This window comes from Moritella sp. 24 (genome assembly GCF_018219155.1).
Lineage (GTDB): Bacteria > Pseudomonadota > Gammaproteobacteria > Enterobacterales > Moritellaceae > Moritella.
Map to the genome: position 1 here is coordinate 2291686 of NZ_CP056123.1, position 26537 is coordinate 2318222.

A 26537-nucleotide genomic window follows, 5' to 3' on the forward strand; every position below is an offset into this window, starting at 1 on the left:
CGCGTTTAACAAACAACCACTGGAGGTTATTTTGCATGAATTAGGCGTTGTTTTTGAGGTCGTCAAAACAGTTAAAAGGGCAGCGGAAAGTAATGGGGTTACAAAGGTCGATACGATCGTACTGCAAATTGGTGAGCTTTCATCCATGATCCCAAAATATATCGAAGCTTGCTTCCCTGCTGCCGTCGACGGTACACCGTTTGAAGACACAAAATTGAAAATCGAGATATTGCCAGCCAAGGGGATTTGTAATGGCTGTAATTATGTTTTTAATATCATTAGACACCACGCTGAATGCCCTAAATGCGAGAGCAAAGAATGGGGATTATTAACCGGTAAAGAATTTGCAATCAAAGAGATTATTGCCTGTTAAAAACACCACGGAATTATTCTTTAATTCAGCAACTTAAAACGTTAAAAGTCGGATCTTAATTGTAAGTTTACTTGCAAATATGATCCGTCCCTAATTTTCATCGCTGCGTCTAAAACTAATAATCAGTCTTCAAATACCGAGCATCATATTGTAATCCAAATGGAATTGTTCAGCGCTCAAAGACACAGCCTTGACCAGAATAAAATCGTAGCTCTACGATTCCGTAACGATAATAAAAATAAAATAAATATTTTAACTTTGGAGTATATGTGATGGTAAAAGAAAAAGTATTAGATCTGGCGAACATGATCAGTAAAACAAAACGCGGAGCAAAGGATGAAGTCAAGCCTGAACACCCTGAATATTTAGTACTCGAGCCAGTTGTCACCGATGAAATGGCAGAAGTCGCACTCTGCCTTAAATTCCGAGAAGGGATGACTGTAGAAGAAGTTGCCCCACTATGTGGAAAATCGCCAGAACAAACCAAAGCACTGCTGTGGGAACTCGCTATTGCCGGAGCCACAGTTGTAGGCGAACAAGAAGGTGTCGATAGATTCTGGTACGAGATCTGGGTACCAGGCCACATGGAGATGATCGTCAACCATAAAGAGAACGCGATTAAATACCCGCAACTCGGTAAAGCATTTGATGATTTCGGCAGAAAAAGAGCCCCACTAGCCGTCGGTAACTTCCCTGTTGGTACAGGACCGATGCGCACCATTCCTATTGAGTCTTCTATATCGGGTGAATCGAGACGTGTATCGAATGATGAAATTTCAAAGTATTTAAACGATAACGACCGATTCTCTGTATCAGATTGCTCTTGCCGTACTGCGCGTGAAGCACTAAATGAAGGTTGCGGTCACCTTAAGGAAGATATGTGTATTCAATTAGGTCACGCCGCTGAATATTATATCCGAACAGGCCGTGGACGTGAGATTGATCGTGCTGAAGCATTTGAAATTATTCAAAAAGCAGAAGACAACGGATTAATGCATAACATGCCAAATGTGGATGGTCCGGGACACACACACGCCATTTGTAACTGCTGCGGTTGTGGTTGCCTTGCATTAAGAAACGCAAACATGTGGACGAACCATGACTTCGTACGCTCTAATTTTACCGTCAAAGTAGATGAAGATAAATGCGTTGCTTGTGGTGAATGTGTCGAAGTTTGCCCGACTAACGCATTAAAACTTGGTCAAAAGTTATGTACCAATACGCCCATTCCAAAAGTTAAACGCGACCTTCCATACAACACCGAATGGACTGAAGATAGATGGAATAACGATTACCGCACCAACAGAGAAGTTGTAGTAGATACCGGCTCTGCACCTTGTAAAGCGGGTTGCCCTTCTCATATCGGTGTTCAAGGTTATATCAAGTTAGCATCTCAAGGTAAATATACTGAAGCGCTAAAACTGATTAAATTAGAAAACCCATTTCCAGCCGTATGTGGGCGCATTTGTCCAAAATTCTGTGAAGATGATTGTACGCGTTGCGATATAGACGGCGCTGTTGCTGTTGATGACATTAAAAAGTTCATTGCCCAACAAGATATGAATGCAGATACTCGTTATGTACCAAAGATTAAAAATGACTATGACAAGAAAATTGCCATCATAGGTGCAGGTCCTGCAGGATTATCTTGTGCTTATTACCTCGCAATTCAAGGCTATAAAGTAACTGTGTTTGAAAAACAAAAAGCACTTGGCGGTATGTTAACACTCGGCATCCCTTCTTATCGATTAGAAAAAGAAGTGATAAATGCAGAGATTGACGTACTAAAAGACATGGGTATTGTATTTAAAACAGGGATTGAAATCGGTAAGGACATTAGCCTTAATGAACTTAGAGCACAAGATTTCAAAGCATTTTACATGGCGATTGGCGCACAAGCGGGTCGCTCACTTGGACTTGAAGGTGAAAATGCACAAGGTGTAATGTCTGGCGTCGAATTTTTACGTAAGGTAAACCTTGGTGAAAATGCACCGCTGACAGGTAAGGTAATTGTCATTGGTGGTGGTAATGTCGCAATTGACGTAGCAAGAACAGCTACACGTGCTGGTGCAACGCAAGTTGATATGTTCTGCCTCGAAGATAGAAACAGCATGCCTGCACACGGAGATGAAGTTGACGAAGCGTTAGAAGAAGATATCAATATCAACAATGCTTGGGGGCCAACTCGCGTCGTTGTTGCAAACAATCGTGTCATCGGCGTTGAATTCAGAAAATGTATAACCGTGTTAGATAAAAATGGTCGATTCAATCCAATCTATGACGAGAATAATACTCAAATAGTAACTGCAGACCATGTATTACTTTCAGTGGGTCAAGCGATTGATTGGGGAAATATCCTGACAGACAGCAAAGTTGAATTGAACCCGAACCAAACTATCCAAGCCGATGCAGATACGTACCAAACAGGTGAACCTGATATTTTTACTGGTGGCGACGCCCTAACTGGTCCTCGTTTTGCTATCGATGCGATTGCACAAGGTAAAGAAGGTTCTATCTCTATTCACCGCTTTGTTCAACGAGGTCAAAGCTTAGTACTCGGTCGTTTAAAACGTGATTATCGTGCATTTGATAAAGCAAATGTGGATCTGAGTGGCTTTGATAATACACCACGACAAAAAACAACGCATGTCGATGGTCGAAAATCAAAAACAACCTTCAAAGATCTACGTGAAACATTCACAGAAGAACAAGTTAAGATAGAATCGGAACGTTGCTTAGGCTGCGGCGTGGTCATTGCTGATGAATATACGTGTATTGGCTGTGGTGCTTGTACAACGAAGTGTAAGTTTGATGCGATATCGTTAACGCGAACGTATGATGCTGACGCGGTTGAGTTTAAAGATTTAAAATCAACAGTCATCAAACATGCGTTGAAACGTAAAGTACGTGTGGCCGTAAATAAACCATTCAAGAAAATTAAATCTATTTTTGAGACACATAAATAATCTTTAGGTTAAATAAGAAAATCTAGCCTATAAAAAAGGGTGACTAGCTCAAGCTAACCACCCTTTTCTCTTCTAAACATTACTTTATAGCGTATGTCGCGTCTTTATTAGCCCACTAAACGCAGCAATGTTAGATGTAACAATTATGCGTCTTTCACTAACATAGAAAGAGCTATCGCTTCAGCAACTTTAATACCGTCAATACCCGCTGATAAAATGCCACCAGCATAACCAGCACCTTCACCGGCAGGGAATAAACCTTTTGTGCTAATACTTTGTAGATCTCGGCCACGCTTAATGCTTACAGGCGATGATGTACGAGTTTCAACACCAGTTAATGTTGCATCTTTTGCAGAGAAACCTTTAATTTTCTTTTCAAAAGCAGGAATTGCTTCACGGATTGCCGCAATTGCAAATGGAGGAAGCGTTTTACTTAAGTCAGTAAATTTAAGACCTGGTTTGTATGATGGAACAACATCACCAAATTCGCCTTCACCTTTACCAGAAAGGAAGTCACCAACTGTTTGTCCCGGTGCATCATAGTTACTGCCACCGATAACGAACGCGTTTTTCTCCCATTTACGTTGCAGATCGATACCTGCTAATGGGTTACCTGGATAATCTTCAGGTGTAATACCAACAACAATAGCGCTGTTTGCATTCATTTCGTTACGTGAATATTGGCTCATGCCATTAGTAACAAGGTGACCTTCTTCAGATGTTGCCGCAACAACAGTACCGCCAGGACACATACAGAAGCTATATACAGAACGACCATTCTTACAATGGTGAACTAATTTGTAATCCGCAGCGCCAAGTAATGGGTTACCCGCATTCTTACCAAAACGAGCATCATCAATTGCAGCTTGTTTATGTTCAATACGGAAACCAATTGAGAAAGGTTTCGCTTCTAGGTAAACACCACGTTTTTGAAGCATTTCAAATGTATCACGCGCACTATGACCAATCGCTAAAGAAACATGATTTGTTTCAATAATTTCGCCACCAGCAAGTTCTACACCCGTTACTTGATCATTTTCGATAAGAATATCATCAACACGTGCACTAAAACGAATTTCACCGCCAAGTTCAATGATCTCTTTACGCATTGTTTCGATCATAGTAACAAGCTTAAATGTACCAATATGTGGTTTACTTAAGTACATGATCTCTTCAGGTGCACCGGCTTTAACAAATTCAGTTAAAATTTTACGTGCATGGAATTTTGGATCTTTAACTTGGCTATAAAGTTTACCGTCTGAGAATGTACCCGCGCCGCCTTCACCAAATTGAACATTTGATTCAGGGTTTAATTGACGCTTACGCCAAAAGCCAAATGTATCCTTTGTTCTTTCACGTACTTCTTTACCACGTTCAAGTACAATTGGACGTAATCCCATTTGCGCTAAAATTAATGCTGTAAATAGACCACAAGGACCAAAGCCAATCACAACAGGACGTTGTTCTATCTCTTCAGTCTTCTCAGCAACAAATTTGTATGCCATATCAGGCGTAGCACGAACATGTTGATCTTTTTCGAATGTAGCAAGTAATTCTTCTTCATTTACGCTATCAGCTAATGTAACGTCTAATGTATACATTAGGATAATTACATTACGTTTACGTGCATCATAACCACGACGGAAAACAGTATATTCAATTAATTGTTCAGGTTTAAGTGACAATCTCTCTAAAATATATTCATTAATTGCTTGATCATTATGATCTAACGGAAGTTTTACATCGGTTAAACGTAACATAGAAAATTATCCAAATATGAAAAGGCATCACGCAGTTGGCGCACTAGCCAGTAAACTAAAATCTTAGGGCGGGTATTTTACGTTATTATGAAGAGATATGCATTTTATTATTTGAAACTAGGTTGTTTTTCATGCCTGTTTTGAGTTCAAAATAGGATGTTAATTGCTTTTAAAGCGTGCTTACGTATAATGCCTCCACTTTGAAATGTGAGGATCAAGCATCATGGCTTTTGTCGTAACCGAAAATTGTATTAAATGTAAACATGGTGATTGTGTTCCAGTATGCCCAGCAGACGCTTTTCATGAAGGACCAAACTTCTTAGTTATTAATCCAATAGAATGTATTGATTGTGGACTTTGTGAACCAGAGTGTCCGGTAAATGCTATTTTCCAAGAAGATGAAGTACCTGAAGATCAACACGTGTTTATTGAAATCAATGAAGAGCTCTCTGAAGTATGGCCAGTAATCACAGATAAATGTGAGCCACCAGCAGATGCAAGCGAATGGGATGGTGTTGAAAATAAATTAGCACTATTAGAACGCTAATAAGAACATCTGCTCAAGATATCTAATCTTCAATAAGTGGGACGTTTATTACCAACAAATGAACGCTCACTTTATTCTTCATTCTCTTTTCTCAGTTAATCTTTCATAGATTCTTACAAAATGACCTCCTGAACAGCACGTTATGTTCCCTTATTTCCCTTTCCCTATTACTCGTTAAACACATTCCCATCTAAACTTGATCATGACCAAAAGTATTGTTCGTAATTTTGTCGCGTAAATCAAGGATCCGATAATGCCTAAAATGAGAGTTACCTATCACATCATTTTAATGACGCTATTAGTGTTTATGCCAATTACCAAAGCCTATGCAATTAATACTAAAGCTATTTATAACGAGTTAAAAGCGATTAACAATCAGCAGCCTTTGTTCTTTAACCATAATAAGCTCAATTTATCAGGCATAACGTTGCTTAGTTTGTTAGCTGACTTAGGCATAAGGAAGCAATCGACCTTATCCAATAATGAAAGAGCTCACATAGATGAGACTGATGAGAAGCTGACGTTAGCGCTTTATCATATATCGTCTCTTTCTCACGGCAATCAGTTAACAATCGCAACTAACAAGTTTTCTTATTTTAAAGATGCGCTGCATAATAATACCTTAGCGTTATACATAGATTCAGCAATGCCGCAATTTAATGCCGTAGTCCGTCTTAGGGAGTCTATTAACAAGTTTAAACATATAAGGCAGGTATATTGGCCGACATTACCCCCCTCATTTAACCCTAAGTTAGGGCAAGGTCACCAACAAGTTAAAAACCTAAGGCATAAGCTCGTTATTCTTGGAGACATGTCCGACACGAGTACATCTAAATTTAGAACACACATCTTTGATACTGCTATGAGGAATTCATTAAAGCAGTTTCAGCAGCGCCATGGTTTAACGCCTTCAGGGACAATCGATACAGAGACACGTAACGCGTTAAATACAACGATAGATACACGTATAGAGAAGCTACAAATTAATCTATGGCGGTGGTTATCCTTACCCCGTACACCGCCAAGTAAATACATTATCGTCAATATCCCCTCATATCGTTTGAAAGTCATAGATAAAGGCAAACAAACGCTTAATATGAAGGTGATTGTCGGTAAGCCAGAGAATCAGACGCCAATCATGGTCACCGCCGTGAGTTCAGTGACAGTGAACCCAACGTGGACACCGACACAAAATATTATCAACAACGATTTACTTCCCCTTCACCATCGTAATAGAAACGCATTAAAACAGAGTAACTTTTATCTTGCTCAAGGATATGGTGCTAGTACGTCCTACACAGACATTCCTTATAATCTCAACGCTATGTTGAAGACCTACCGATTAGTGCAAATACCAGGGCTGAATAACGCATTAGGGACAGTACGCTTTAACATTATCAACAACAATGCTATTTACCTACACGATACTCCCACAAAATCGTTATTTAACAGAAAACAGCGTGCGCTTAGTCACGGCTGTATTCGACTCGGAAATGCCGATAAGTTACTCCACACCTTGATTGAAGAAAACAAAAGTCTGAAATCACAGTTAAAACAAATAGATGGAAAGACACGTAGCATCAGATTACCTGAGTCAGTCCCAGTTTTCATTACCTATCAAACCGCATTTGTGGATATAAAAAGTCAAATACATTGGCGAAATGACCTGTATCAAAAAGACAGAAAGCACAATTTTCTAACAAAAAAGATAAATTAAATCAACAAATGTTAGCGAATAACAAGATTGTACTCTAGTTTTATTTATATGCTTGTTAGGCATGAGCATAAGTCCTAATAATTGGCATTTAAATCATGAACTTGAATTTAATCTACCGTTGTAAAATTAATTACTGGAGTAATTATCATGAACGAATTAACAACATTTTTCAAAGATTTCTTAGAAGACGAAAGTGGCCTAACTGCTGTTGAGTATGCCGTAGCTGGTGGTTTAGTGGTCGCTGGTATGGTAACAGCCTTTACAAATTTAGGAACAGCTGCAACAGGTCAAATTGAAGCCTTATGTACTGCTGTCGGTGCAAGTGGTGCTACTTGTACTTAAAGATGATTAAAAGATAGTAAACTAAAGTTGGATATTTATCTTTTAGGATTTTAATATGACTCAATATGCGTTGTTAATATCAGTAACAGTAACATTTTGCTCGCTCTGTTCTGCGCTGTATTTTGATATGCGTTATCAGCGTATTCCTAATCGATTATGCCAACTCACGTTACTTATGGGTTTAATTATTAACATCTCGTTCTACTCCCTTATCGGATTAGGGCAAGCATTGTCTGGCGCTGCATTAGCGCTAGCAATTTTGCTTCCAGCTTATAAGTTTCGTCTTATCGGTGGTGGAGATGTAAAAATAATGGTCGCTATCGGCGCGATTATAGGGCCCATTCTAATCGCATGGTCAATTGCTTATGCAATCATATTCGGTGCTTTCACCAGTGTATTAATTGCGATGAAATCTGTTGGCTTAAACGGTCTAAAATTAACCTTTTCACGATATACCGATTCTCTGTATACCGGAAAATATTTCAAGCCTGAGACTGGTGACATGGGCGCAGTAAAAGTACCCTATGCCCCAGCGTTAGCGTTAGGTTGGGTACTTGCTTGTTACTTAGACCCAGATATTCACGCCTTACTACTATCTTTTGCATAAAATATCGTTTACATAAAACGCTTATCATCTTTGTATAAATCATATAGGCATTATTATGACTGCCATATCAATGGATAATGACGACACAACACCGATAACTTTAGATAACGCACCTTCTATTCCCCCTGAACAGTTAGCTAAACGTCCTACCACTATTACAGAGACAGGGCTATCAGAACAATTGCTCATTCAATTATTAATAAAACACATCCAGGTTTTAAATGTGGCCACAATAAGAGAGCTATCAGTAACATTAGCTTTAAGCGGCGGCATTATTCAATTACTCATCAATTCGGCAAAAGACTCTGCTTGGATAGAGAATAGGCAAAGTGCCAAGAATGGTCAAATGCGGTATGCATTATCTGGAACTGGCTCTGAAGAAGCAGAATTGGCGTTTGCTCACAGTGGTTATATTGGCCCAGCGCCTGTTCCGCTAACGCAATACGTTAATATTGTCATTCAACAGACGAGTAGAAATACGCAGATAACCAAGCAGCGTATGCAGGAAACCTTTCAAAGCCTGATGTTTTCTGAAGCCCTAACGAATGCGATAGGGCCCGCACTCAATTCAACAAAGCCAATTTTAATATATGGTCAACCTGGTGTCGGAAAGAGTTACCTCTGTAGAAACCTGAATAAGCTATTTAATGATGATGTATTAATCCCATCAGCTATTGAGATCAATAATCATATTATTCAAGTCTATGACCCTCAAGTACATATACTTGTAGCCGAAAACAAAGATGAAGATCCCGCTAACTCCTTATTTCGCTTAGAGTTGGGACATGATCCACGTTGGCACTTATGTCAGCGCCCTTTAATTGTGACAGGCGGAGAGCTCACAGAATCAATGTTAGAAATTAATTTCGATCCCGTCAGCAGAACATACAAGGCACCCCTACAGTTAAAAGCAAATAATGGTATTTTACTACTGGATGATCTTGGTAGACAAAAAATAACGCCGGTGCAATTATTTAATCGCTGGATTATTCCTTTAGAGGAACGTAGAGACTTCTTGTTTCTACCTAATGGCGTCCATTTTGAAATGCCATTCGAGCTTATATTACTCTTCTCTACAAATTTAGATCCGGCAGATTTAGTTGACGAAGCGTTTTTACGTCGACTTGGTTATAAAATAGAATTTAACCCCCTTGAATTAAACAGCTATCAAAAACTCTGGTTTAACGTCTGCGACGACTTCAACCTAAGTTGTACGATAGATACATTCGAATACTTAATTAATACCTATCACCATCAAACAAAAAAACCATTTCTACCCTGCTTCCCACGAGACTTGTTAAGTATTATCAGTGATCAAATAAAATTTAATCAGCTTAATAATAACGTAAATAACGGATTAATAGACATCGCTTGGAAGCATTACTTTGTTAGTCAACACCATTAATCTATCAGATAGGTAGGTATACAATGAATAAAAAAACAGTACTATCAATCATGCTATCAATCATGTTTGGTATTGGTGCCATTCTAATCGCACGTAACTGGTTAGAAATAAACAAACCTGAGGCAGCTGAAAATCAGGTATATGTTGCAATTGCAACGATGAACATACCAACTGGCACTGAAGTCGATGCTAAACATGTGGTATTAAAAGTATTACCAACATCCCTATCTGTAGAAACGACAATACAGAATCTAGAGGATGCTTACGGAAAAATAGCTAAAGAGCCTATATATGCTGGTGATATTATACGAAAAGAACGGTTATTCATTAAAGGTGAAGGGAGCACACTCGCGAGCTTAATATCTGAAAATATGCGTGCGATTACCATTCGAGTGAACGATGTAGTTGGTGTAGCTGGCTTCCTACTACCAGGGAACAGGGTTGATATACTAAATACATCACAGCATAAAAATAAAGTTACAACGGAAGTGGTCCTCGCTAACATTAAAATACTCGCCATTGATCAACGTGCGGCCCAAAATGAAAATACACCACAACTTGTAAGAGCTGTCACTGTTGAAGTTAATTTAAAGCAAGCAGAAGCGCTATTAACAGCAAAGAGTAAAGGTAGTTTACAACTTGCCCTACGTAACCCTATTGATAATTACGCTTTACCGAACACAACGGTCCCTGACATTATTAACAAACCCATCAGCCATAACGCTCAAAATACAAAAAAAAGTATACGTAAACCGACGTCTCATACTAGACAAAATAACAATCGTAAAGTCGAAATAATTCGAGGCACGACTCTAGAATCAGTACAACTTAAGATCTAATGGCAAGCTATAGATAGGTGATTAACATGATGCTATTTTTCCATTTTTTAAACGTCTCTTTTAAGCGTTTAAAATTACTTTCAATAATGACAATATTCTGTTTAACAACAAACATATCTTTGGCAGGAGGTCCTACCGCATTAGATGACGATAGTATAAAAATACCTATTTTCAAATCTAAGAATTTAAACATGAAACAACCTATTCATCGTGTATCCGTAGGTAATCCTTCAATTGCAGACATATTAATACTTCGTAGTCGAGAGCTTTACATTGTGGGAAAAAAATTAGGTACAACTAACATGATGGTTTGGGATAAAGACGATAGCTTAGTCGATGTATTTAACTTAGAAGTGACGCATGATTTAAACAGTTTAAGAAAACGATTACACCAATACTTACCCAACGAAGATATAGGGGTTGAGACATCACAGGGTCAGCTACTTGTTAGCGGGCAGTCATCCTCTCTCGCTAAAATGAATACAGCCATTCAATTAGCAGAGGGTTACGCAACCGCAGCAACAGTAGGTAAAACAAAAAGTGTAGTACTTAACATGATCTCAATTGGCGGAGGTCAGCAAGTCATGCTAGAAGTTACTGTTGCTGAAGTGAGCACAGAGGTCGCACGTAATTTAGATGCTAATACGCTATTAGCATTTACGGGAAGCGACTTCACCGCAGGTGCCATTGCCGGTAATTCAAGTATATTCCCATCTATCGACTCGGGTATATTTGCCAGTTATTTAACAAGTGATGTACTTTTTAACTTTACGCTAGATATTGCTCGCAGTAATGGTTTAGCCAAAATTCTAGCAGAACCCAACATCACGGCGTTAAGCGGTCAAAAAGCTGAGTTTCTATCAGGTGGGGAGTTTCCCGTGCCTGTACCGAGTGATGATGGTACAACAATTGAGTACAGGGATTTTGGTGTCGGTGTAAGTTTTGTACCCACCATACTTGACTCAGGTAAAATAAATCTAAGCTTGAAAGTATTGGTCAGTGAAGTAAGTAACATCAACAGCGTTGGTGTGTCACCAATAGGATCAACCTCTTCGATTGTCGTTCCCTCTTTAGTTAAGCGCTCAGCAGAAACGACGATTGAACTTGCAGATGGTCAATCAATCGCGATTGGGGGATTACTCAGCGACAATCTTCGAGACTCTGTATCAAGAGTTCCCGGATTAGGTGATATTCCAGTACTAGGTCAGTTATTTAGCAGCCACGAATATATTAGTGGGCAAACCGAATTAGTGATTATGGTCACCCCTCGATTAGTCAGACCTTTTAATAAAAAAGGCATCCCGTTACCTACCGATGGTTTTGTGCCAGTATCTGATATGGAATTCTATTTACTTGGAAAAATGACTGAAAAAGACAGTTCATCAATAAACACGTCTCCGAACGAAATAGAACACTCATCTTCTACAATCACGCCAACAACGGGCGGTACAGAACAACAATATGGTCATACTATAAACTAGGAAATAACATGAAAAACATTAACTTAATAGTATTTGTGTTACCTATGCTTTTTGCTTGTAACCAAGCACCAGATTATCACTTAGCTTCATCGACGTTGCACATTAAAGAAATTCAAATACTGGATCCACATGCTCCAGAAACAAATGACGGCATCATAAATGAGCTAGATGGTAATTACGGTGAAAGTATCATACGAAACTATAAACAAAGTGCCTACGATGCAAAATCTGCACGTAACGTTGAGAAAATGGAATAAGTATTATTGCAGGTTCATCTTCAATAGAGTCCAGTAATAAAGTGGATCCAGAGATTCTGTATCTTGGTATTAACTGTTTAGCAGCGACGGAATATAACTGGATTCGTTATGTGAGAGAAAATATTATTAATTATCAACATCAATTATTAATTCCGAGACTATTCTTAACATTAACCCGCTTACATTTTCAACGACATTACCAAAAGAAAGTCTCGGCGTAACAAGTATACTCAATGTAATCCAGTTAAAAATTTATTGTGAATATTTTAAAAGGAATCAGATATGAACGACTCAAGTTCAAATAATATTCTTGGATTTGATAGCGCATCAACGACATGTTGTGATGTGGTATCACAACCCATGATACTTCCCTATCCTTTAAATGTACTCATCATTTGCAATAACAATAGCATTGAACAGGGATTAACAGCTTACTTCGCTACTATTTCAAATATACAAGTGGAGTATTGCACGCTATTACCAAGTAGTTTAAGTAACTTTAGTTTAGTGTTATTAGTACTCGATGACAATATTGACACAGCTAAACACACAATCGAAAAATTCTCTAAACAAGAAAAACACTTTTTACTACTAGGGGATAATATTAAAAGTGAACTGATTAGGCTTGCAATACATCACAACGTCAAAGATATTATTTCTATTGCCGACATAGAAAAAGAGTTATATTTATCCTTACTAACGGCTGCGAATGATTTAATTAATTCGAGTAAAATAGCGCCCGTATTTACTATTATTAACGGTAAATCAGGTTCAGGGGCGAGTTTTATCACCAGTTGTCTGGGAGAAATAAGTGCAAATTTAACAACTGAAGAAATTGCTATTCTCGATGCGGATCTCAACTATGGCACTCTGACAGATACGTTTAATTTTGAACCTAACTATTTTATTACAGATGCGTTAGAAGATTTAGACCAACTGGACAACACAGCTATAAGATCGATGATGCTGAAGCGTAACAACCTGAGTTTTCTGGCCAGCAAACCTTATACCTTGCTTAATGCCAATCCACATTTATTAGAGCGGCTTCCCCAACTGATTTGGAAAGTAAAATTAAATCACGACTTAGTTTTAATCGATTTATCACGAGGGCTTGAAACCCATTCAAACTCATTAATCAGTTTATCAGATAAAGTCATCGTAGTTGTTCAGCAAAATATTATCAGTCTACGCGAAGCAAAGGTATTGATACAACAACTTACAACTAATGTCGGCATTCCAGCCGAAAAGTTACATATCATCGTGAACCGTCATTCCCATAAAGGTAATAACATTTCAATCAAAGACATCAAAAATGTTCTCGATGTCGAGAGCATATTTATTGTGAGTAATAATTATGAACTCGCTAATGCAGGTATCAATTCAGGCTCTCCGATATTGAAAGTGGCAAATCATAAAATAATACAAGATGAAATTTCACATATAATCAGAGAAATATTTCCTCTTGATATCCCAGATATAAAACCGTCGCTCTTTACCAAAATATTCAGGAGAAAATAATGGAATATGTCAGCAATCAAAAGAATGATCCCTTCTCGATGCTAACGAGCCTTGATATGGAAACAAAACAGGATATCTTTGGAAAATTATTAACACAACTTGATTTATCTGTACTAGAAACATTACCCGAAGACGTCGCGAAAGAAAAAATTGAAGAGTCTTGTTACCATCTATTAAACAAACAAAACAGACCGATTAACTTAAATGTTAGAAAAATTTTAATCAAATTAATTACAGACGAGATCCTTGGTTTAGGTCCACTCGAAACACTACTCGAAGATCCGAGCATTGCCGATATTTTGGTTAACAGTTACGATCGTATCTTTGTTGAACGTAATGGCAAGTTAGAGCAAGTAGCGGTTCAATTTCATGACGACAAACATTTATTAAGCATCATTGATCGTATTGTATCTGGTGTCGGACGAAGAATCGATGAATCCTCGCCTATGGTAGATGCAAGACTTAAAGACGGTAGCCGTATCAATGCCATCATTCCACCGCTCGCATTAGATGGTCCAGCCTTATCCATTCGTCGATTTACAGTAGACAAGCTTCAAGTCGAACAATTGATCGATTTCAATTCCATCAGTCAAAGTATGGCCGATTTAATTAGAGCAACGGTAGAAGGTAAACTCAATATATTAATTTCTGGTGGTACAGGCAGCGGCAAAACAACGCTGCTCAATATTTTATCCGGATTCATTCCCGATAATGAACGTATTATTACAATAGAAGATTCCGCAGAATTACAGCTACAACAACCACATACTGTAAGGTTAGAGACCAGACCATCTAATATCGAAGGTTCAGGAGAAGTCACCCAAAGAGATCTAGTGAAAAACTGTTTGCGTATGCGCCCCGATCGCATCGTGATTGGTGAGGTTCGTGGTGGTGAAGCTGTTGACATGTTAGCAGCGATGAATACAGGCCATGAAGGGTCAATGACCACCTTACATGCAAACACGCCTCGTGATGGCTTAGGAAGATTGGAAAATATGGTGTGCATGGCTGGATTTGATATGCCAGTACAGAATATTAGAACACAAATATCGTCAGCTATTGACATTGTTATCCAATTACAACGGCAAGAAGATGGAAAACGCCGTGTGACAAGTATTCAAGAAGTTACTGGTATGGAAGGCGAAATGATCACCATGTCAGAAATATTCACATTTAAACGTGAAGGTAAAACAGCCGATGGATTAATCCAAGGTAAATTTATTGCTACAGGTGTAGTGCCCACTTTTGTTCGAGACTTCAAAGCCAAAGGTATAGACATATCACACAACATATTCACATCTGATATGTTAAATCATAGCTTTTAAGTGAGGTAAATATGAGCAATCAATTCTTATTTCTACTACTTGTATTTGGGGCGGTTGTTTTATTATTTCAAGGTCTTTTCATCTCTGTATATAATCCACAAAGAGCAAGTGCCAAAAATATTAGAAAGCACTTAGCCTCACTTGCAGACGAAAGTAATGACATTGCCACAGAGATTTTGCTCAATAAAAAAATCGAATCTCTACACCCCTTTTGGCAGTGGTTCGAATCTCAACCTTGGATTTATAACTATAGCTACAAGATGGAATTATCAGGATCAAACTTATTCGGTTATCAGTACTTATTAATCACGTCCGCATCTTGCTTGATGGTCGCCACAGCATCATGGTTTGTGAGCGTTGATATTGTTATCACACTCTTTGCGACAGCTATTACACTGCTTATTATGCATATGGTCGTAAACCGCAATATAAACAAACGTATGGAAAATATTGAGCAACAATTTCCAGAAGCACTTGATGTGTTAAAGCGTGGATTACAAGCAGGTTATGCATTTAGTGATTCAATCAAACTCGTTTTTGAAGAGATGGACGGAGAACTCTCGGATGAATTTAAAATCATGTTTAACCGGATAAACTATGGTAATGATGTTCATACAGCTCTGCTGTCTTTTGTCAAACGAGTGCCAACAACTTCCGCAATGGCATTTTGCAGTGCCGTATCAATACAAAAAGAAACAGGCGGTAATTTAGCTGAGAATGTAGACAAACTGTCCAAAATTATTCGTCAACGATTCGCGTTCAAAAGACGCGTGAAAACATTATCTGCAGAAGGTCGACTATCTGGCTGGGTTCTAACACTCACCCCCTTTATTTTGTTTGCCATCTTATATATTTCCTCACCAAATTACACTGATATGTTAATTAGTACGCCAGAAGGATTAAACCTCTTAAAGTGGGGAGCAATAGGCATGCTGTTAGGCATATGGTGGATCAGTCAACTCGTCAAAATAGAGGTCTAGAGCATGGAACAAATCAAAGCCATATTGTCCGATATAATGACAAACCCAGATATGATGACATGGGGTATATATTTAGTCGCAGCGCTTGCAGGTATTACCTTAGCAGTCGCTCTATCCTACTTATTTTCAGGTCTTTATTCACCAGTAAAAGCGCAAGTCAATAAATTATCTAAAAAACCAATACAAACAAAAAATTTAACGAAAGAATATGAAACGTCACTTGAACACACAATAGGAAAAATAAGATCTATACCACTTCTAAATAAACGCTACCAAGGAGATTCTTCGGCTAAACTCTTACTCATTCATGCCGGTTTTCATTCTCAAGACGCATTAAAAATATATAACGCAATTAAATTATTATCGTTATTAATTAGCGCAGCCGCTGCAACCTTCATAGTAAAACAAACGTCGACATTTTCAAATACTGTGGAGCTTTATATCATTCTGCTCATTGTCGGTATTGCTTACCTGTTACCCGGCATTATTTTGTCAAAAATTGCAGAACATCGCATGAACGATTTACGCAAACACTTTCCTGACGCGCTCGATTTACTTGTTGTTTGCAGTGAAGCAGGACTTGGGTTATTAGAATCATTCCAAAGAGTCAGTAAAGAGTTACAACTTTCTCATCCTAATCTTGCTTATGAGCTCGGGTTAGTCTGTAGCAAAGTGCGATATGGACTATCATTACAGCAAGCCCTTCAAGAGTTTAGCGATAGAACTGGGCTTGAGGATATCAGAGGACTTAACTCCGTGATTGTACAAAGCTTAAGATTAGGCACCGGGGTCGCTGCAACAATCAGATTATATTCTGATGAATACAGAGAGAAGCGTTTACAACGTGCAGAAGAGCAAGCCGCTAAGTTGGGGGTTAAAATGATATTCCCTATGATGTGTTGTATCTGGCCTTCTTTCTTTATTGTTGCAATTGGTCCCGCTGTAATTAATGTGATGAAGGTTTGGGGCGATGCGTTCTAAATATAAGGTCAACAATATGATTAAATGGATTTTGATAACTGTCGTTTTATTATCAGGCTGTAGCACAACGACGAATGGACAAGCAGAGCTTCCATCACTGGCTGATATCCCTCCAGAATCACGGGCGACACTATTAGACAATGCATATAAAGCTGAACAAAATCAAAAGTTTGATAAGGCTATTGTTTTTTATGTGAAAGCGCTAGAGCAGGAATATGACGATAGCACAGAGGAAAAAAATAAATTATCAAATACACAAATATTCTATAATATTGGCGTACTCGAAATAAAACAAGGCCACTCAGAACTTGCTTTAACAGCCTTTAAGCATCTACTGCAATATGAACCCAATCATGTCTTAGCACAAACCCAGCTTGGTATATTATATTTAGAAAAAAAACTTAAAAAACAAGCCACTGATTTACTCACTAAAGCAATTACAACAGACCAATTACGCTTAGGGAATAACATCAATGACGACTATGTATTTACGTCATTAGATACAATGTCACCTTTATCGGCCTACATTGCGTTTTCAGTCATACAAGATCTAGAGGGTCACCACGCCAAAGCAATTGAAACACTAAATCTTGTCCAGCCTTTAGCAGAACAAGACCCATACGTTTACACGAACATCGGTTACTCCAATTACCTTTCTGGTAATTTAGTAGAGGCGGAAGTTAACTACAGGAAAGCGATTGACATCGATCCTGAGTTTAGACGAGCATGGTTAAACCTTGGTTTAGTTTATACACGCAAAGGGATGTATACCAAAGCATTGCAAACCTTAAAACAAGTCATGCCAATTGAACATGCTTACAATGACATCGGTTATTTTCTCATGCTAGACGGACGATATAGCGAAGCCGAATACTTTTTAGAGCAAGCAATCGACCTCTCTCCCCGCTATTTTGTAAAAGCCAATGTCAATTTAGAAAATGTGAAACTAGAGTTAAGCCAAAACATCAACATGGTTTCTTCTGATAACAAGCTAAAACAATAGCTTTACGGTGAAATAATCGTTATTAAGAATAATTTATAGAAAAACAGTTAAAAAGCATTGCAATTTTATCCTAGATTGCTATTGTGAACTCAACCACACTTATTAGTAACAATATACTAACTGGATAAATCATATGAATAACAACCTGAAAGTAAACGTGCATCACCATCATCATATTTGATTAGCTTTCAGGCTGTTAACTGGAGGCGTATGCATGCAAGCTTCCGGAACTTATAAGAAAACCCTCGGAAGATTGAACTTTCGGGGGTTTTTTCGTTTATAGACAATTATTTTGACAAGGTTAAAGGATGACTATGTTAGAGATTAAAAATGACCAACCAAGACTAAGAATCGCAATTCAAAAATCAGGCCGTCTTAGCACTGAATCTCAAAACCTGCTTAAAGCAATGGGTCTTAAAATCAACATGCGTGAACAACGTTTAATCGCGCACTGTGAAAATATGCCAATCGACCTGCTTCGTGTACGTGATGACGATATCCCCGGTTTAATCATGGACGGTGTTGCTGACCTTGGTTTCATTGGTGAAAATGAATTAGAAGAAAAAGAATTAGAACGCCAACGTCTGGGAGAAGCAGCTGAATACAAACTGCTTAAACGCATGACATTCGGTGGTTGCCGCTTATCTATCGCTGCAACAGAAGAGTTTGATTACCAAGGCCCTCACTCACTAGAAGGTCTACGTATTGCAACATCATACCCAGAACTGCTCAAACGTTATTTAGACGAGCAAGGCGTAAACTTCAAATCAGTGATGCTTAATGGTTCTGTTGAAGTTGCACCACGCGCAGGTATTGCTGATGCAATCTGTGATCTTGTATCAACAGGCGCAACACTAGAAGCAAACGGCCTGAAAGAAGTACAAGATATCTTCCACTCAAAAGCTGTATTAATCCAAGCTAAAGCCGCTTTATCTGAAGAGAAGCAAGCACTCGTTGATCGCTTGATGGTTCGTGCTCAAGGTGTGATGCAAGCAAAAGAAAGTAAATACATCATGCTACACGCGCCTAAGTCGCAACTTGATGCTGTTATCGCGTTACTGCCGGGTGCAGAGAACCCAACAGTATTACCACTTGCATCAACAGACGATACCGTGGCTGTACACCTAGTAAGTACTGAAAAAATGTTCTGGGAAACAATGGAACAACTAAAACAGTTAGGCGCAAGTTCAATTTTAGTATTACCAATTGAGAAAATGCTAGGTTAGTAGCAAACATGCATCAGCAATGTTAAGGGAGGATCAAGCATGAAAACAGTAGTATGGGATCAACTAAGTCAGGTAGAACAATCAGCATTATTAATGCGCCCTGCAATATCAAACTCAGCAAAAATAGGTGACATTGTTACCGATATTATTGCGCAAGTGAGAAATGAAGGCGACAACGCATTAAAAGCACTGACAGCAAAGTTTGATAAAGTGGAAACAGATTGTTTACGTGTTACAGCAGCGGAAATTGAAGCAGCTTGTTCACGCGTAGACAGTGATACGAAACAAGCAATCAAACAAGCACAGCAACACATTCATTGTTTCCATCAAGCACAGGTACAAGATACTGTTCGCGTAGAAACAATGCCAGGTGTCGTTTGTGAAATGCACACTGTTGCGATTGATGCTGTTGGTTTGTATATCCCAGGCGGCAGTGCCCCGCTTCCATCAACTGTACTTATGCTTGCAACACCCGCTAACATTACTAATTGTGGCCGTATCGTATTAACGACACCGCCTCCGATTGCAGATGAGATATTCTTTGCCGCGAACTTATGTGGCGTAACAGAAATTTATACACTTGGTGGCGCGCAAGCCATCGCAGCACTTGCTTATGGTTCAGAGTCTATTGCGAAAGTTGATAAGATCTTTGGCCCGGGTAACGCATTTGTTACCGAAGCAAAACGCCAAGTAAGTATGGATATTAAAGGCGCAGCAATTGATATGCCTGCTGGGCCATCTGAAGTACTCGTTATTGCCGATGCAGAAGCGGATGCCAGCTTTATTGCAGCAGACTTGCTCTCTCAAGCAGAACATGGTCCTGATTCACAGTCTATCTTAGTTGTTTCATCAAGTAAGCTAGCAGCAGAAGTATCAGATCAAGTTGAGCAACAACTAGCCTGTTTATCTCGCCAAGAAATAGCAGTGCAGTCAATAGCATCCAGTTTAATTATTGTTACTGACGATATTGATACTTCAATTGAAATCAGTAATCACTATGCGCCAGAACACTTAATTGTTCAAACTAACAATGCGCGCAGTTTACTGCCAAAATTAAAGCATGCTGGCTCAATTTTCTTAGGTGCTTGGTCACCTGAGTCTGTGGGCGACTATGCAAGCGGGACCAATCATGTATTACCAACGTATGGTTATACTAAAACTTACTCAAGTTTAGGACTTGCTGATTTTACAAAACGCTTTACTGTTCAGGAGTTAACCCAAGATGGTCTCAAGAGCTTGGCGAAGACGGTCACTTGTCTGGCTGATGCAGAAGGACTCGACGCGCACAAACGTGCAGTCACAATCAGAACCGATCGTTTGGGAGAAACTCTATGAGCAACAAACTCACACAGCTAGCAAGAAAGAGCGTACAAGAGCTCACCCCCTATCAATCAGCGCGTAGGATTGGCGGTACTGGTGATGTTTGGCTTAATGCTAATGAAGCGCCTGACTCTGGGCACTATTCATTAGATTGCAGTCGCTTAAATCGCTACCCAGAATTCCAACCAGAAGCGGTCATTAATGGTTACGCTAACTATGCTGGCGTAAAACCAGAACAAGTGATCACAACGCGCGGTGCAGATGAAGCAATAGAATTACTCATTCGAACTTTCTGCGAGCCGGGCGTTGATAGTATTCTGATTAACCCACCCACTTATGGTATGTACGAAATCAGTGCTGAAACATGTGGTGTGAATACGATTAAACAAGCATTAGATGCCAATTTTGACCCTGACTTTGATGCGATAAAAGCAAGGTTAGACACAGTTAAACTTGTGTTCTTATGCGCTCCGAATAACCCGACTGGTAATTTAATCGATACCGATAAGTTAACTGATTTATTAATTGCAGCCAAAGATAAAGCGATCATCGTATGCGATGAAGCCTATATCGAGTTTTGTCCAGAAGCATCACAAGTCTCATTATTACAAGACTTTGATAATTTCGTTATTTTAAGAACCTTATCAAAAGCATTTGCATTGGCATCATTACGCTGTGGCTTTGCACTGGCAAGTGAAACAGTTATAGGCTTATTATCTAAAGTGATTGCGCCATATCCAGTGCCCGATCCAGTCGCACAAATTGCAAGTCAGGCACTTACTGAAGCCGGTATTGCCGTAATGCAAGGGCGCGTAACACAACTGAATGGCATGCGTAGCGCCTTTATAGATGAACTAAATCAGTTACAGGGCGTAGAAAAAGTATTCCCAGCAACCGGTAACTATGTGCTAGCACAATTTAATGATAGCCAAAAAGTGTTTAGCTTATTAGGCGAACAAGGTATTGTATTAAGAGACTTTAGTTCGAAAGAAAGATTAGAAAACTGTATTCGAATCACCTTAGGCAACGCGACTGAAATGAACATCACATTAAACGCGTTAAAGTCTGTACTTTCTTAAGTGATAGACACCATAAAAGAATAAAAATAAACAAGCAGGAGCCCGATGTGAGCAAGGAAAAATTCTTATTTATTGATCGTGATGGTACATTAATTGATGAACCGATTAGCGATAAACAAGTCGACAGTTTAGAAAAATTGAAATTTGAACCATTAGTGATTCCAGCATTACTGAAGCTACAAAATGCGGGTTTTACACTGGTCATTGTTTCTAATCAAGACGGACTCGGTACTGACAGCTACCCACAAAGTGACTTTGATATTCCACAAAACGCAATGATGGAGCTATTTGCTTCTCAAGGCGTCAAGTTTGAATCAGTGTTACTTTGCCCTCACTTTACCGAAGACAACTGCAGTTGCCGTAAACCACACTTAGGTATGGTAAAAGAATACCTACAGTCAGGCCGCATTGATTTTGCTAACTCGTATGTGATTGGTGATCGCATTACTGACATTCAACTTGCCGAAAATATGGGTATTGAAGGGATCTTTTATAACCGTACTGATTTAAACTGGCCAATGATTGAAGAGAAAATTTTGGCCAAAGGTAACCGTATCGCTAGCGTTACTCGTACAACAAAAGAAACTGACATTAAAGTTGATATCGATCTCGATAGCCAAGGTGGCAGCAGCATTGATACAGGTATGGGATTCTTTGATCACATGCTTGATCAGATTGCGACACACGGTGGGTTTAGATTAAATCTTAGCGTTGCTGGTGATTTACACATTGATGATCACCACACTGTTGAAGACACCGCCCTTGCATTAGGCAATGCTATTAATCAAGCGCTGGGTGATAAACGCGGTATTGGTCGTTTTGGTTTTGTATTACCAATGGATGAATGTGAAGCGTCATGCTCACTGGATCTATCTGGCCGTGCTTACCTGCAATTTAATGCTGATTTTCCCCGTGATCACATTGGCGAATTCGCAACAGAAATGGTGCCACACTTTTTCCGTTCACTAAGTGACGGTATGGCTGCAACACTGCACCTGAAAGCTGAAGGTAAAAACACGCACCACTTAGTTGAAAGCTTATTTAAAAGCTTTGGTCGTACACTACGTCAATGCATTAAAGTTGAAGGTGACATGCTACCAAGCTCAAAAGGAGTGCTTTAATGGATCAAGGTCAAGATAAAACCAATGTTGTCATTATTGATACCGGCTGTGCCAATCTATCATCAGTAAGATTTGCCATTGAACGCCTAGGGTACGCAGTTACAGTCAGCCGCGAACCCGATGTACTACGCAATGCGTCAAAATTATTCTTACCTGGTGTTGGTACTGCACAAGAAGCAATGAAGAACTTGGCTGATAGAGAGCTGATTACATTAGTGAAAAGCCTGACTCAACCTGTATTAGGTATTTGCCTTGGTATGCAGTTGCTTGCCGAGTTTTCTGCTGAAGGAAATGTCGCGACGCTTGGCCTCATTAGTGGCAGTATTGATCCGATGCCAAGTGAAGGTGTTCGTTTACCCCACATGGGTTGGAACCAAATAGAACCGCAACAAGATCATCCGTTATTCAAGGATATTCCAAGTGGCAGTTATTTCTACTTTGTACATAGTTATGCCATCGCTGTTGGCGATGACACGATTGCAACATGTATCCACGGTAAAGCATTTACCGCTGCGGTGAATAGAGATAATTTCTACGGCGTACAATTCCACCCAGAACGTTCAAGTAAAGTGGGTGCGCAATTAATCAAGAATTTCCTGGAGATGTAATATGTTAGCAAAACGCATAATACCTTGTTTAGATGTAAAAGATGGAAAGGTAGTCAAAGGGGTTAAGTTCCGCAATCATGAATTGATTGGTGACATCGTACCATTAGCAAAACGTTACGCTGAAGAAGGCGCTGACGAATTAGTCTTTTATGATATTACCGCCAGTGCTGACGAGCGTGTTGTCGATAAAAGCTGGGTAAGTCGTGTTGCTGAAGTAATCGATATTCCTTTCTGTGTCGCTGGTGGCATTAAAAGTGAAGAAGACGCAGCCCGAATTTTAGAGTTTGGTGCTGACAAGGTATCAATTAACTCCCCTGCACTGGCAGACCCGAGTTTAATTAACCGCCTAGCAGAAAAATTTGGCGTGCAATGTATTGTGATCGGTATCGACAGTTACTTTGACGAAGATACGCAAGAATACAAAGTGTATCAATTTACTGGTGACGAAACCCGTACACAAGTAACTAAGTGGACAACGTTTGAATGGATTAAAGAAGTTCAAAAACGTGGCGCTGGTGAAATCGTATTAAACGTCATGAACCAAGATGGCGTTCGTGGCGGTTATGATACGGTACAACTATCGAAAGCACGCAAAATCTGCAATATCCCATTAATCGCATCAGGCGGTGCTGGCGAAATGGTTCATTTCAATAGTGTATTTAAAGATGCAGATGTTGATGGCGCATTAGCCGCAAGCGTATTTCACAAACAAGTCATCAATATTGGTGAATTAAAAGAATATCTACGAGATCAAGATGTGGAGATCAGACAATGATAACAAACGAACAAATTAACCAACTTGATTGGGAAAAAGTAGATGGTTTAATGCCAGCGATTATTCAAGATTCAGTATCAGGTGAAGTACTGATGCTAGGTTACATGAATGAAGAAGCATTAAAAACAACATTAGAAATCGGTAAAGTGACTTTCTTTAGCCGAACTAAACAGCGTCTATGGACCAAAGGTGAATCTTCAGAGAACTACCTACTCGTTCAAGAAATCACAAAAGACTGTGACAATGATTCATTACTTATCACTGCTAAACCATGTGGTCCAACTTGCCACCTTGGAACCGAGAGCTGCTTTGTTACTGACAACAAACCAGCACTAACGTTTATTGCAAAACTAGATAAAGTATTAGAAGAACGTAAAACAGCCGACCCAGAAGAAAGTTACACAGCCAGCTTGTTTGCGCGTGGTACAAAACGCTGCGCTCAAAAAGTGGGTGAAGAAGGTGTAGAAGTCGCATTAGCTGCTGTGGCTAAAGATCGTGATGAGTTAGTAAATGAAAGCTCTGATCTGCTTTATCACTTGCTTGTTCTATTACAAAAAGAAGATGTACCACTGACAGTGGTTGTACAGTGCTTAGAAAATCGTCACAAATAGCGTTTAAATAAAGCTAAACCAGACTTAAACAAGTTAAAACTCAGGATTATATGGACCCTGAGTTTTAACTGTATATAAACACAGTGTTTTTAGTAACCCCGTAAAAAGCTAACCAAATGGCCCTATTTCATCGGATTTTTAAACTTCGCTAAACAATATTTCTCTTTAAATTTCGGCTCAACATTTTTAAACACCATATCAATTGCAGCTAAATCTTTTTCAATATCGCCCGTTACTGTAATCACATCACCAATGGTGACTCGCTTATTTTTATAATCCAAGCGGTATAAGATAATTGGCACGTTGGCTTCTAATGCAATATAGTAAAAACCTGAACGCCAAAAATCTTGATACTTTCTTGTGCCTTCTGGCGACATTGCATAAAGAAAACGCTCTTGGCTATTAAAAATGTTTACGACTGTCTGAACCATATTCGTCGATTTAGAGCGCTCAATCGGTACTCCACCTAAAAACGTTAAGGCACTTTTAAATGGCCAGCGGAACATTTCAGATTTACCAGCCCATTGCACATTCACTTTATTGGCAAAACGAGCGCCAATTAATAATGGGAAATCCCAATTCGATGTATGTGGTGCATAAGCGATAACAGCTTTACTGTATTTATGTGGAATAGGCTCACAATACCAACCCGTCCAATCTAAAATCTTGTTCGCGCAAGCACTAAAAAATTCATTTTGAGAGCTATCTTTACTGTGTACTTTATTACCATGCTCACCAATTCCTGATGTCGCAGTCTCTTTTTCAACTGTCATTATTAATCCTTTACGCATAATTTTTAAACAGGCGATTGATACACATAATATATGTTCGTTTTTCAATCAAACATATAACTTTTAACCTTATGTAAATTAACTTAATTTAAAATGCTTTATTGTTTAATTGAGTTAACCTTAATCACAATCGCCACGAGCACCGCTACAGGGTGTCATTAAATGGTTTTTATAACAACCCTTTGACAAATCAAACATGCTTTATAGCGTTTTGATATATATCAACGAATCTTTACACTTCACAAGGTAATTCATTCTAATTTGACCTTGATCAATTACAATCATTGATTTAAACTTTCAGAAATTTCTGAAAGTTCGTAAGGTGGCATGTGAATATCTCAGCACAAAACCAATCATTTGTTTATCACTTCGGTGAAATGGGCAGTCGATGGGGCTTCAATCGTACAGTAGGTCAAATGTACGCGCTTCTTGTAATCACAGAAGAACCTGTCTGCGCAAACGACCTTGCGAGTGGCTTAAATATCTCGCGCGGCAATGTCAGTATGGGCATTAAAGAACTACAATCATGGCAACTAATTCAAGTAAGTCACATTCCAGGTGATCGTAAAGAATACTACAGCGCAATTGGTAGTATCTGGGATATGGCTAATACTGTATTCAAAGAACGTCGCAAGCGCGAAATTGATCCCACGCTTTCCTTACTACGTACTTCATTGCTAGAAAAACCGACTGATGCAAGTGACGAGTATGCACAAAGTAAAATGCAAGAAATTCATGACCTACTTGAAATGGTGACTGAATGGGCTGCAGAGTTACAACGTCTTAATCCAGAGCAGCTGAGTAAATTAATGAAGCTAGGCGCTGGCGTTTCCAAAATGTTGTCTGTTAAAGATCAACTATTTCCTAATAAAAAAAATTCTGATTCAAATTAATCTAGAGGAGTA

The 26537-nt window shown here is 39.1% G+C and carries 26 protein-coding genes and 1 other annotated feature; of the genes, 23 read left to right on the plus strand and 3 right to left on the minus strand.

What is annotated here, in order from left to right; translation table 11 throughout:
- Positions 1-31: 31 nt before the first annotated feature.
- Together HWV00_RS10250 and HWV00_RS10255 are read left to right on the plus strand one after the other, a co-directional pair.
- A complete protein-coding gene (locus tag HWV00_RS10250; protein ID WP_211686192.1) occupies positions 32-373 on the plus strand; it encodes a hydrogenase maturation nickel metallochaperone HypA in 342 nt (113 codons plus the stop codon).
- A 272-nt stretch (positions 374-645) separates the two neighbouring features.
- Positions 646-3339, plus strand: coding sequence for an FAD-dependent oxidoreductase (locus tag HWV00_RS10255; protein WP_211686195.1), 2694 nt, complete (start codon positions 646-648; stop codon positions 3337-3339).
- 143 nt (positions 3340-3482) lie between these two features.
- On the opposite strand, the gene HWV00_RS10260 is transcribed toward HWV00_RS10255, so the two are convergent.
- The gene (locus tag HWV00_RS10260; RefSeq protein WP_211686196.1) at positions 3483-5099 is read right to left on the minus strand and encodes an NAD(P)/FAD-dependent oxidoreductase; all 1617 of its coding nucleotides are present in this window, start codon (positions 5097-5099) and stop codon (positions 3483-3485) included.
- A gap of 223 nt (positions 5100-5322) precedes the next feature.
- Between HWV00_RS10260 and fdxA the strand changes: the two genes are divergently transcribed.
- From fdxA to cpaB, 6 genes are all read left to right on the plus strand, one after another.
- On the plus strand, positions 5323-5646 hold the full coding sequence (gene fdxA, locus HWV00_RS10265; RefSeq protein WP_211686197.1) for a ferredoxin FdxA: 324 nt from the start codon (positions 5323-5325) through the stop codon (positions 5644-5646).
- A 253-nt stretch (positions 5647-5899) separates the two neighbouring features.
- Positions 5900-7363: a L,D-transpeptidase family protein gene (locus tag HWV00_RS10270; protein ID WP_211686198.1), complete on the plus strand. Its 1464-nt coding sequence runs from the start codon at positions 5900-5902 to the stop codon at positions 7361-7363.
- A gap of 147 nt (positions 7364-7510) precedes the next feature.
- Positions 7511-7705, plus strand: coding sequence for a Flp family type IVb pilin (locus HWV00_RS10275; RefSeq protein WP_211686199.1), 195 nt, complete (start codon positions 7511-7513; stop codon positions 7703-7705).
- Between the two features lie 55 nt (positions 7706-7760).
- A complete protein-coding gene (locus tag HWV00_RS10280) occupies positions 7761-8312 on the plus strand; it encodes a prepilin peptidase (RefSeq protein ID WP_211686200.1) in 552 nt (183 codons plus the stop codon).
- Between the two features lie 55 nt (positions 8313-8367).
- A complete protein-coding gene (locus tag HWV00_RS10285) occupies positions 8368-9717 on the plus strand; it encodes an AAA family ATPase (RefSeq protein WP_255555011.1) in 1350 nt (449 codons plus the stop codon).
- A 23-nt stretch (positions 9718-9740) separates the two neighbouring features.
- The gene (gene cpaB, locus HWV00_RS10290) at positions 9741-10556 is read left to right on the plus strand and encodes a Flp pilus assembly protein CpaB (RefSeq protein WP_211686201.1); all 816 of its coding nucleotides are present in this window, start codon (positions 9741-9743) and stop codon (positions 10554-10556) included.
- A 7-nt stretch (positions 10557-10563) separates the two neighbouring features.
- Here cpaB and HWV00_RS21480 read toward each other — a convergent pair whose 3' ends face one another.
- Positions 10564-10749, minus strand: coding sequence for a hypothetical protein (locus HWV00_RS21480; protein ID WP_255555012.1), 186 nt, complete (start codon positions 10747-10749; stop codon positions 10564-10566).
- Between HWV00_RS21480 and HWV00_RS10295 the strand changes: the two genes are divergently transcribed.
- From HWV00_RS10295 to hisIE, 14 genes are all read left to right on the plus strand, one after another.
- The gene (locus HWV00_RS10295) at positions 10748-12037 is read left to right on the plus strand and encodes a type II and III secretion system protein family protein (protein ID WP_255555013.1); all 1290 of its coding nucleotides are present in this window, start codon (positions 10748-10750) and stop codon (positions 12035-12037) included. The genes HWV00_RS21480 and HWV00_RS10295 overlap by 2 nt on opposite strands.
- A gap of 8 nt (positions 12038-12045) precedes the next feature.
- A complete protein-coding gene (locus HWV00_RS10300) occupies positions 12046-12294 on the plus strand; it encodes a hypothetical protein (RefSeq protein ID WP_255555014.1) in 249 nt (82 codons plus the stop codon).
- A gap of 282 nt (positions 12295-12576) precedes the next feature.
- The gene (locus HWV00_RS10305; protein WP_211686205.1) at positions 12577-13812 is read left to right on the plus strand and encodes an AAA family ATPase; all 1236 of its coding nucleotides are present in this window, start codon (positions 12577-12579) and stop codon (positions 13810-13812) included.
- Positions 13812-15137, plus strand: a complete 1326-nt coding sequence (locus HWV00_RS10310; protein ID WP_211686207.1) for a CpaF family protein — start codon at positions 13812-13814, stop codon at positions 15135-15137. Before HWV00_RS10305 ends, HWV00_RS10310 begins: the two co-directional genes overlap by 1 nt.
- Before the next feature lie 11 nt (positions 15138-15148).
- Positions 15149-16117 (plus strand): type II secretion system F family protein, encoded by a 969-nt coding sequence (locus HWV00_RS10315; protein WP_211686209.1) that lies wholly within the window; start codon positions 15149-15151, stop codon positions 16115-16117.
- Positions 16118-16120: 3 nt separating this feature from the next.
- Entirely contained in the window at positions 16121-17098 is a 978-nt protein-coding gene (locus tag HWV00_RS10320; RefSeq protein WP_211686211.1) for a type II secretion system F family protein, read from the plus strand.
- A gap of 16 nt (positions 17099-17114) precedes the next feature.
- Positions 17115-18101 (plus strand): lipopolysaccharide assembly protein LapB, encoded by a 987-nt coding sequence (locus tag HWV00_RS10325; protein ID WP_255555015.1) that lies wholly within the window; start codon positions 17115-17117, stop codon positions 18099-18101.
- Positions 18102-18260: 159 nt separating this feature from the next.
- Positions 18261-18378: a sequence feature (His leader region), on the plus strand.
- A gap of 37 nt (positions 18379-18415) precedes the next feature.
- Positions 18416-19327: an ATP phosphoribosyltransferase gene (hisG, locus tag HWV00_RS10330; RefSeq protein ID WP_211686215.1), complete on the plus strand. Its 912-nt coding sequence runs from the start codon at positions 18416-18418 to the stop codon at positions 19325-19327.
- A 39-nt stretch (positions 19328-19366) separates the two neighbouring features.
- The gene (hisD, locus tag HWV00_RS10335) at positions 19367-20662 is read left to right on the plus strand and encodes a histidinol dehydrogenase (protein ID WP_211686217.1); all 1296 of its coding nucleotides are present in this window, start codon (positions 19367-19369) and stop codon (positions 20660-20662) included.
- The gene (gene hisC, locus HWV00_RS10340) at positions 20659-21726 is read left to right on the plus strand and encodes a histidinol-phosphate transaminase (RefSeq protein ID WP_211686219.1); all 1068 of its coding nucleotides are present in this window, start codon (positions 20659-20661) and stop codon (positions 21724-21726) included. Before hisD ends, hisC begins: the two co-directional genes overlap by 4 nt.
- A 47-nt stretch (positions 21727-21773) precedes the next feature.
- Positions 21774-22847, plus strand: coding sequence for a bifunctional histidinol-phosphatase/imidazoleglycerol-phosphate dehydratase HisB (gene hisB, locus HWV00_RS10345; protein ID WP_211686222.1), 1074 nt, complete (start codon positions 21774-21776; stop codon positions 22845-22847).
- Entirely contained in the window at positions 22847-23455 is a 609-nt protein-coding gene (gene hisH / locus HWV00_RS10350) for an imidazole glycerol phosphate synthase subunit HisH (RefSeq protein WP_211686224.1), read from the plus strand. Before hisB ends, hisH begins: the two co-directional genes overlap by 1 nt.
- Position 23456: 1 nt before the next feature.
- The gene (gene hisF, locus HWV00_RS10355) at positions 23457-24230 is read left to right on the plus strand and encodes an imidazole glycerol phosphate synthase subunit HisF (RefSeq protein ID WP_211686226.1); all 774 of its coding nucleotides are present in this window, start codon (positions 23457-23459) and stop codon (positions 24228-24230) included.
- Entirely contained in the window at positions 24227-24841 is a 615-nt protein-coding gene (gene hisIE, locus HWV00_RS10360) for a bifunctional phosphoribosyl-AMP cyclohydrolase/phosphoribosyl-ATP diphosphatase HisIE (protein ID WP_211686228.1), read from the plus strand. Before hisF ends, hisIE begins: the two co-directional genes overlap by 4 nt.
- Before the next feature lie 122 nt (positions 24842-24963).
- Here the strand turns inward: hisIE and HWV00_RS10365 are convergent, their stop codons facing one another.
- A complete protein-coding gene (locus HWV00_RS10365; RefSeq protein WP_211686230.1) occupies positions 24964-25614 on the minus strand; it encodes a lysophospholipid acyltransferase family protein in 651 nt (216 codons plus the stop codon).
- Between the two features lie 347 nt (positions 25615-25961).
- Here HWV00_RS10365 and HWV00_RS10370 point away from each other — a divergent pair, with 347 nt between their 5' ends.
- Positions 25962-26525 carry a GbsR/MarR family transcriptional regulator gene (locus tag HWV00_RS10370; protein ID WP_211686232.1) on the plus strand — a complete coding sequence of 188 codons (564 nt, stop codon included), beginning with the start codon at positions 25962-25964 and terminating at the stop codon, positions 26523-26525.
- The last annotated feature ends 12 nt before the right edge of the window (positions 26526-26537 follow it).

Excerpts from the sequence above, each read along its gene's own strand:
- HWV00_RS10255 (WP_211686195.1), top strand. The coding sequence starts at position 646 with ATGGTAAAAGAAAAAGTATTAGATCTGGCGAACATGATCAGTAAAACA.
- HWV00_RS10260 (WP_211686196.1), bottom strand. The coding sequence starts at position 5,099 with ATGTTACGTTTAACCGATGTAAAACTTCCGTTAGATCATAATGATCAA.
- fdxA (WP_211686197.1), top strand. The coding sequence starts at position 5,323 with ATGGCTTTTGTCGTAACCGAAAATTGTATTAAATGTAAACATGGTGAT.
- HWV00_RS10270 (WP_211686198.1), top strand. The coding sequence starts at position 5,900 with ATGCCTAAAATGAGAGTTACCTATCACATCATTTTAATGACGCTATTA.
- HWV00_RS10275 (WP_211686199.1), top strand. The coding sequence starts at position 7,511 with ATGAACGAATTAACAACATTTTTCAAAGATTTCTTAGAAGACGAAAGT.
- HWV00_RS10280 (WP_211686200.1), top strand. The coding sequence starts at position 7,761 with ATGACTCAATATGCGTTGTTAATATCAGTAACAGTAACATTTTGCTCG.
- HWV00_RS10285 (WP_255555011.1), top strand. The coding sequence starts at position 8,368 with ATGACTGCCATATCAATGGATAATGACGACACAACACCGATAACTTTA.
- cpaB (WP_211686201.1), top strand. The coding sequence starts at position 9,741 with ATGAATAAAAAAACAGTACTATCAATCATGCTATCAATCATGTTTGGT.
- HWV00_RS10295 (WP_255555013.1), top strand. The coding sequence starts at position 10,748 with ATGAAACAACCTATTCATCGTGTATCCGTAGGTAATCCTTCAATTGCA.
- HWV00_RS21480 (WP_255555012.1), bottom strand. The coding sequence starts at position 10,749 with ATGTTTAAATTCTTAGATTTGAAAATAGGTATTTTTATACTATCGTCA.
- HWV00_RS10300 (WP_255555014.1), top strand. The coding sequence starts at position 12,046 with ATGAAAAACATTAACTTAATAGTATTTGTGTTACCTATGCTTTTTGCT.
- HWV00_RS10305 (WP_211686205.1), top strand. The coding sequence starts at position 12,577 with ATGAACGACTCAAGTTCAAATAATATTCTTGGATTTGATAGCGCATCA.
- HWV00_RS10310 (WP_211686207.1), top strand. The coding sequence starts at position 13,812 with ATGGAATATGTCAGCAATCAAAAGAATGATCCCTTCTCGATGCTAACG.
- HWV00_RS10315 (WP_211686209.1), top strand. The coding sequence starts at position 15,149 with ATGAGCAATCAATTCTTATTTCTACTACTTGTATTTGGGGCGGTTGTT.
- HWV00_RS10320 (WP_211686211.1), top strand. The coding sequence starts at position 16,121 with ATGGAACAAATCAAAGCCATATTGTCCGATATAATGACAAACCCAGAT.
- HWV00_RS10325 (WP_255555015.1), top strand. The coding sequence starts at position 17,115 with ATGATTAAATGGATTTTGATAACTGTCGTTTTATTATCAGGCTGTAGC.
- hisG (WP_211686215.1), top strand. The coding sequence starts at position 18,416 with ATGTTAGAGATTAAAAATGACCAACCAAGACTAAGAATCGCAATTCAA.
- hisD (WP_211686217.1), top strand. The coding sequence starts at position 19,367 with ATGAAAACAGTAGTATGGGATCAACTAAGTCAGGTAGAACAATCAGCA.
- hisC (WP_211686219.1), top strand. The coding sequence starts at position 20,659 with ATGAGCAACAAACTCACACAGCTAGCAAGAAAGAGCGTACAAGAGCTC.
- hisH (WP_211686224.1), top strand. The coding sequence starts at position 22,847 with ATGGATCAAGGTCAAGATAAAACCAATGTTGTCATTATTGATACCGGC.
- hisF (WP_211686226.1), top strand. The coding sequence starts at position 23,457 with ATGTTAGCAAAACGCATAATACCTTGTTTAGATGTAAAAGATGGAAAG.
- hisIE (WP_211686228.1), top strand. The coding sequence starts at position 24,227 with ATGATAACAAACGAACAAATTAACCAACTTGATTGGGAAAAAGTAGAT.
- HWV00_RS10365 (WP_211686230.1), bottom strand. The coding sequence starts at position 25,614 with ATGACAGTTGAAAAAGAGACTGCGACATCAGGAATTGGTGAGCATGGT.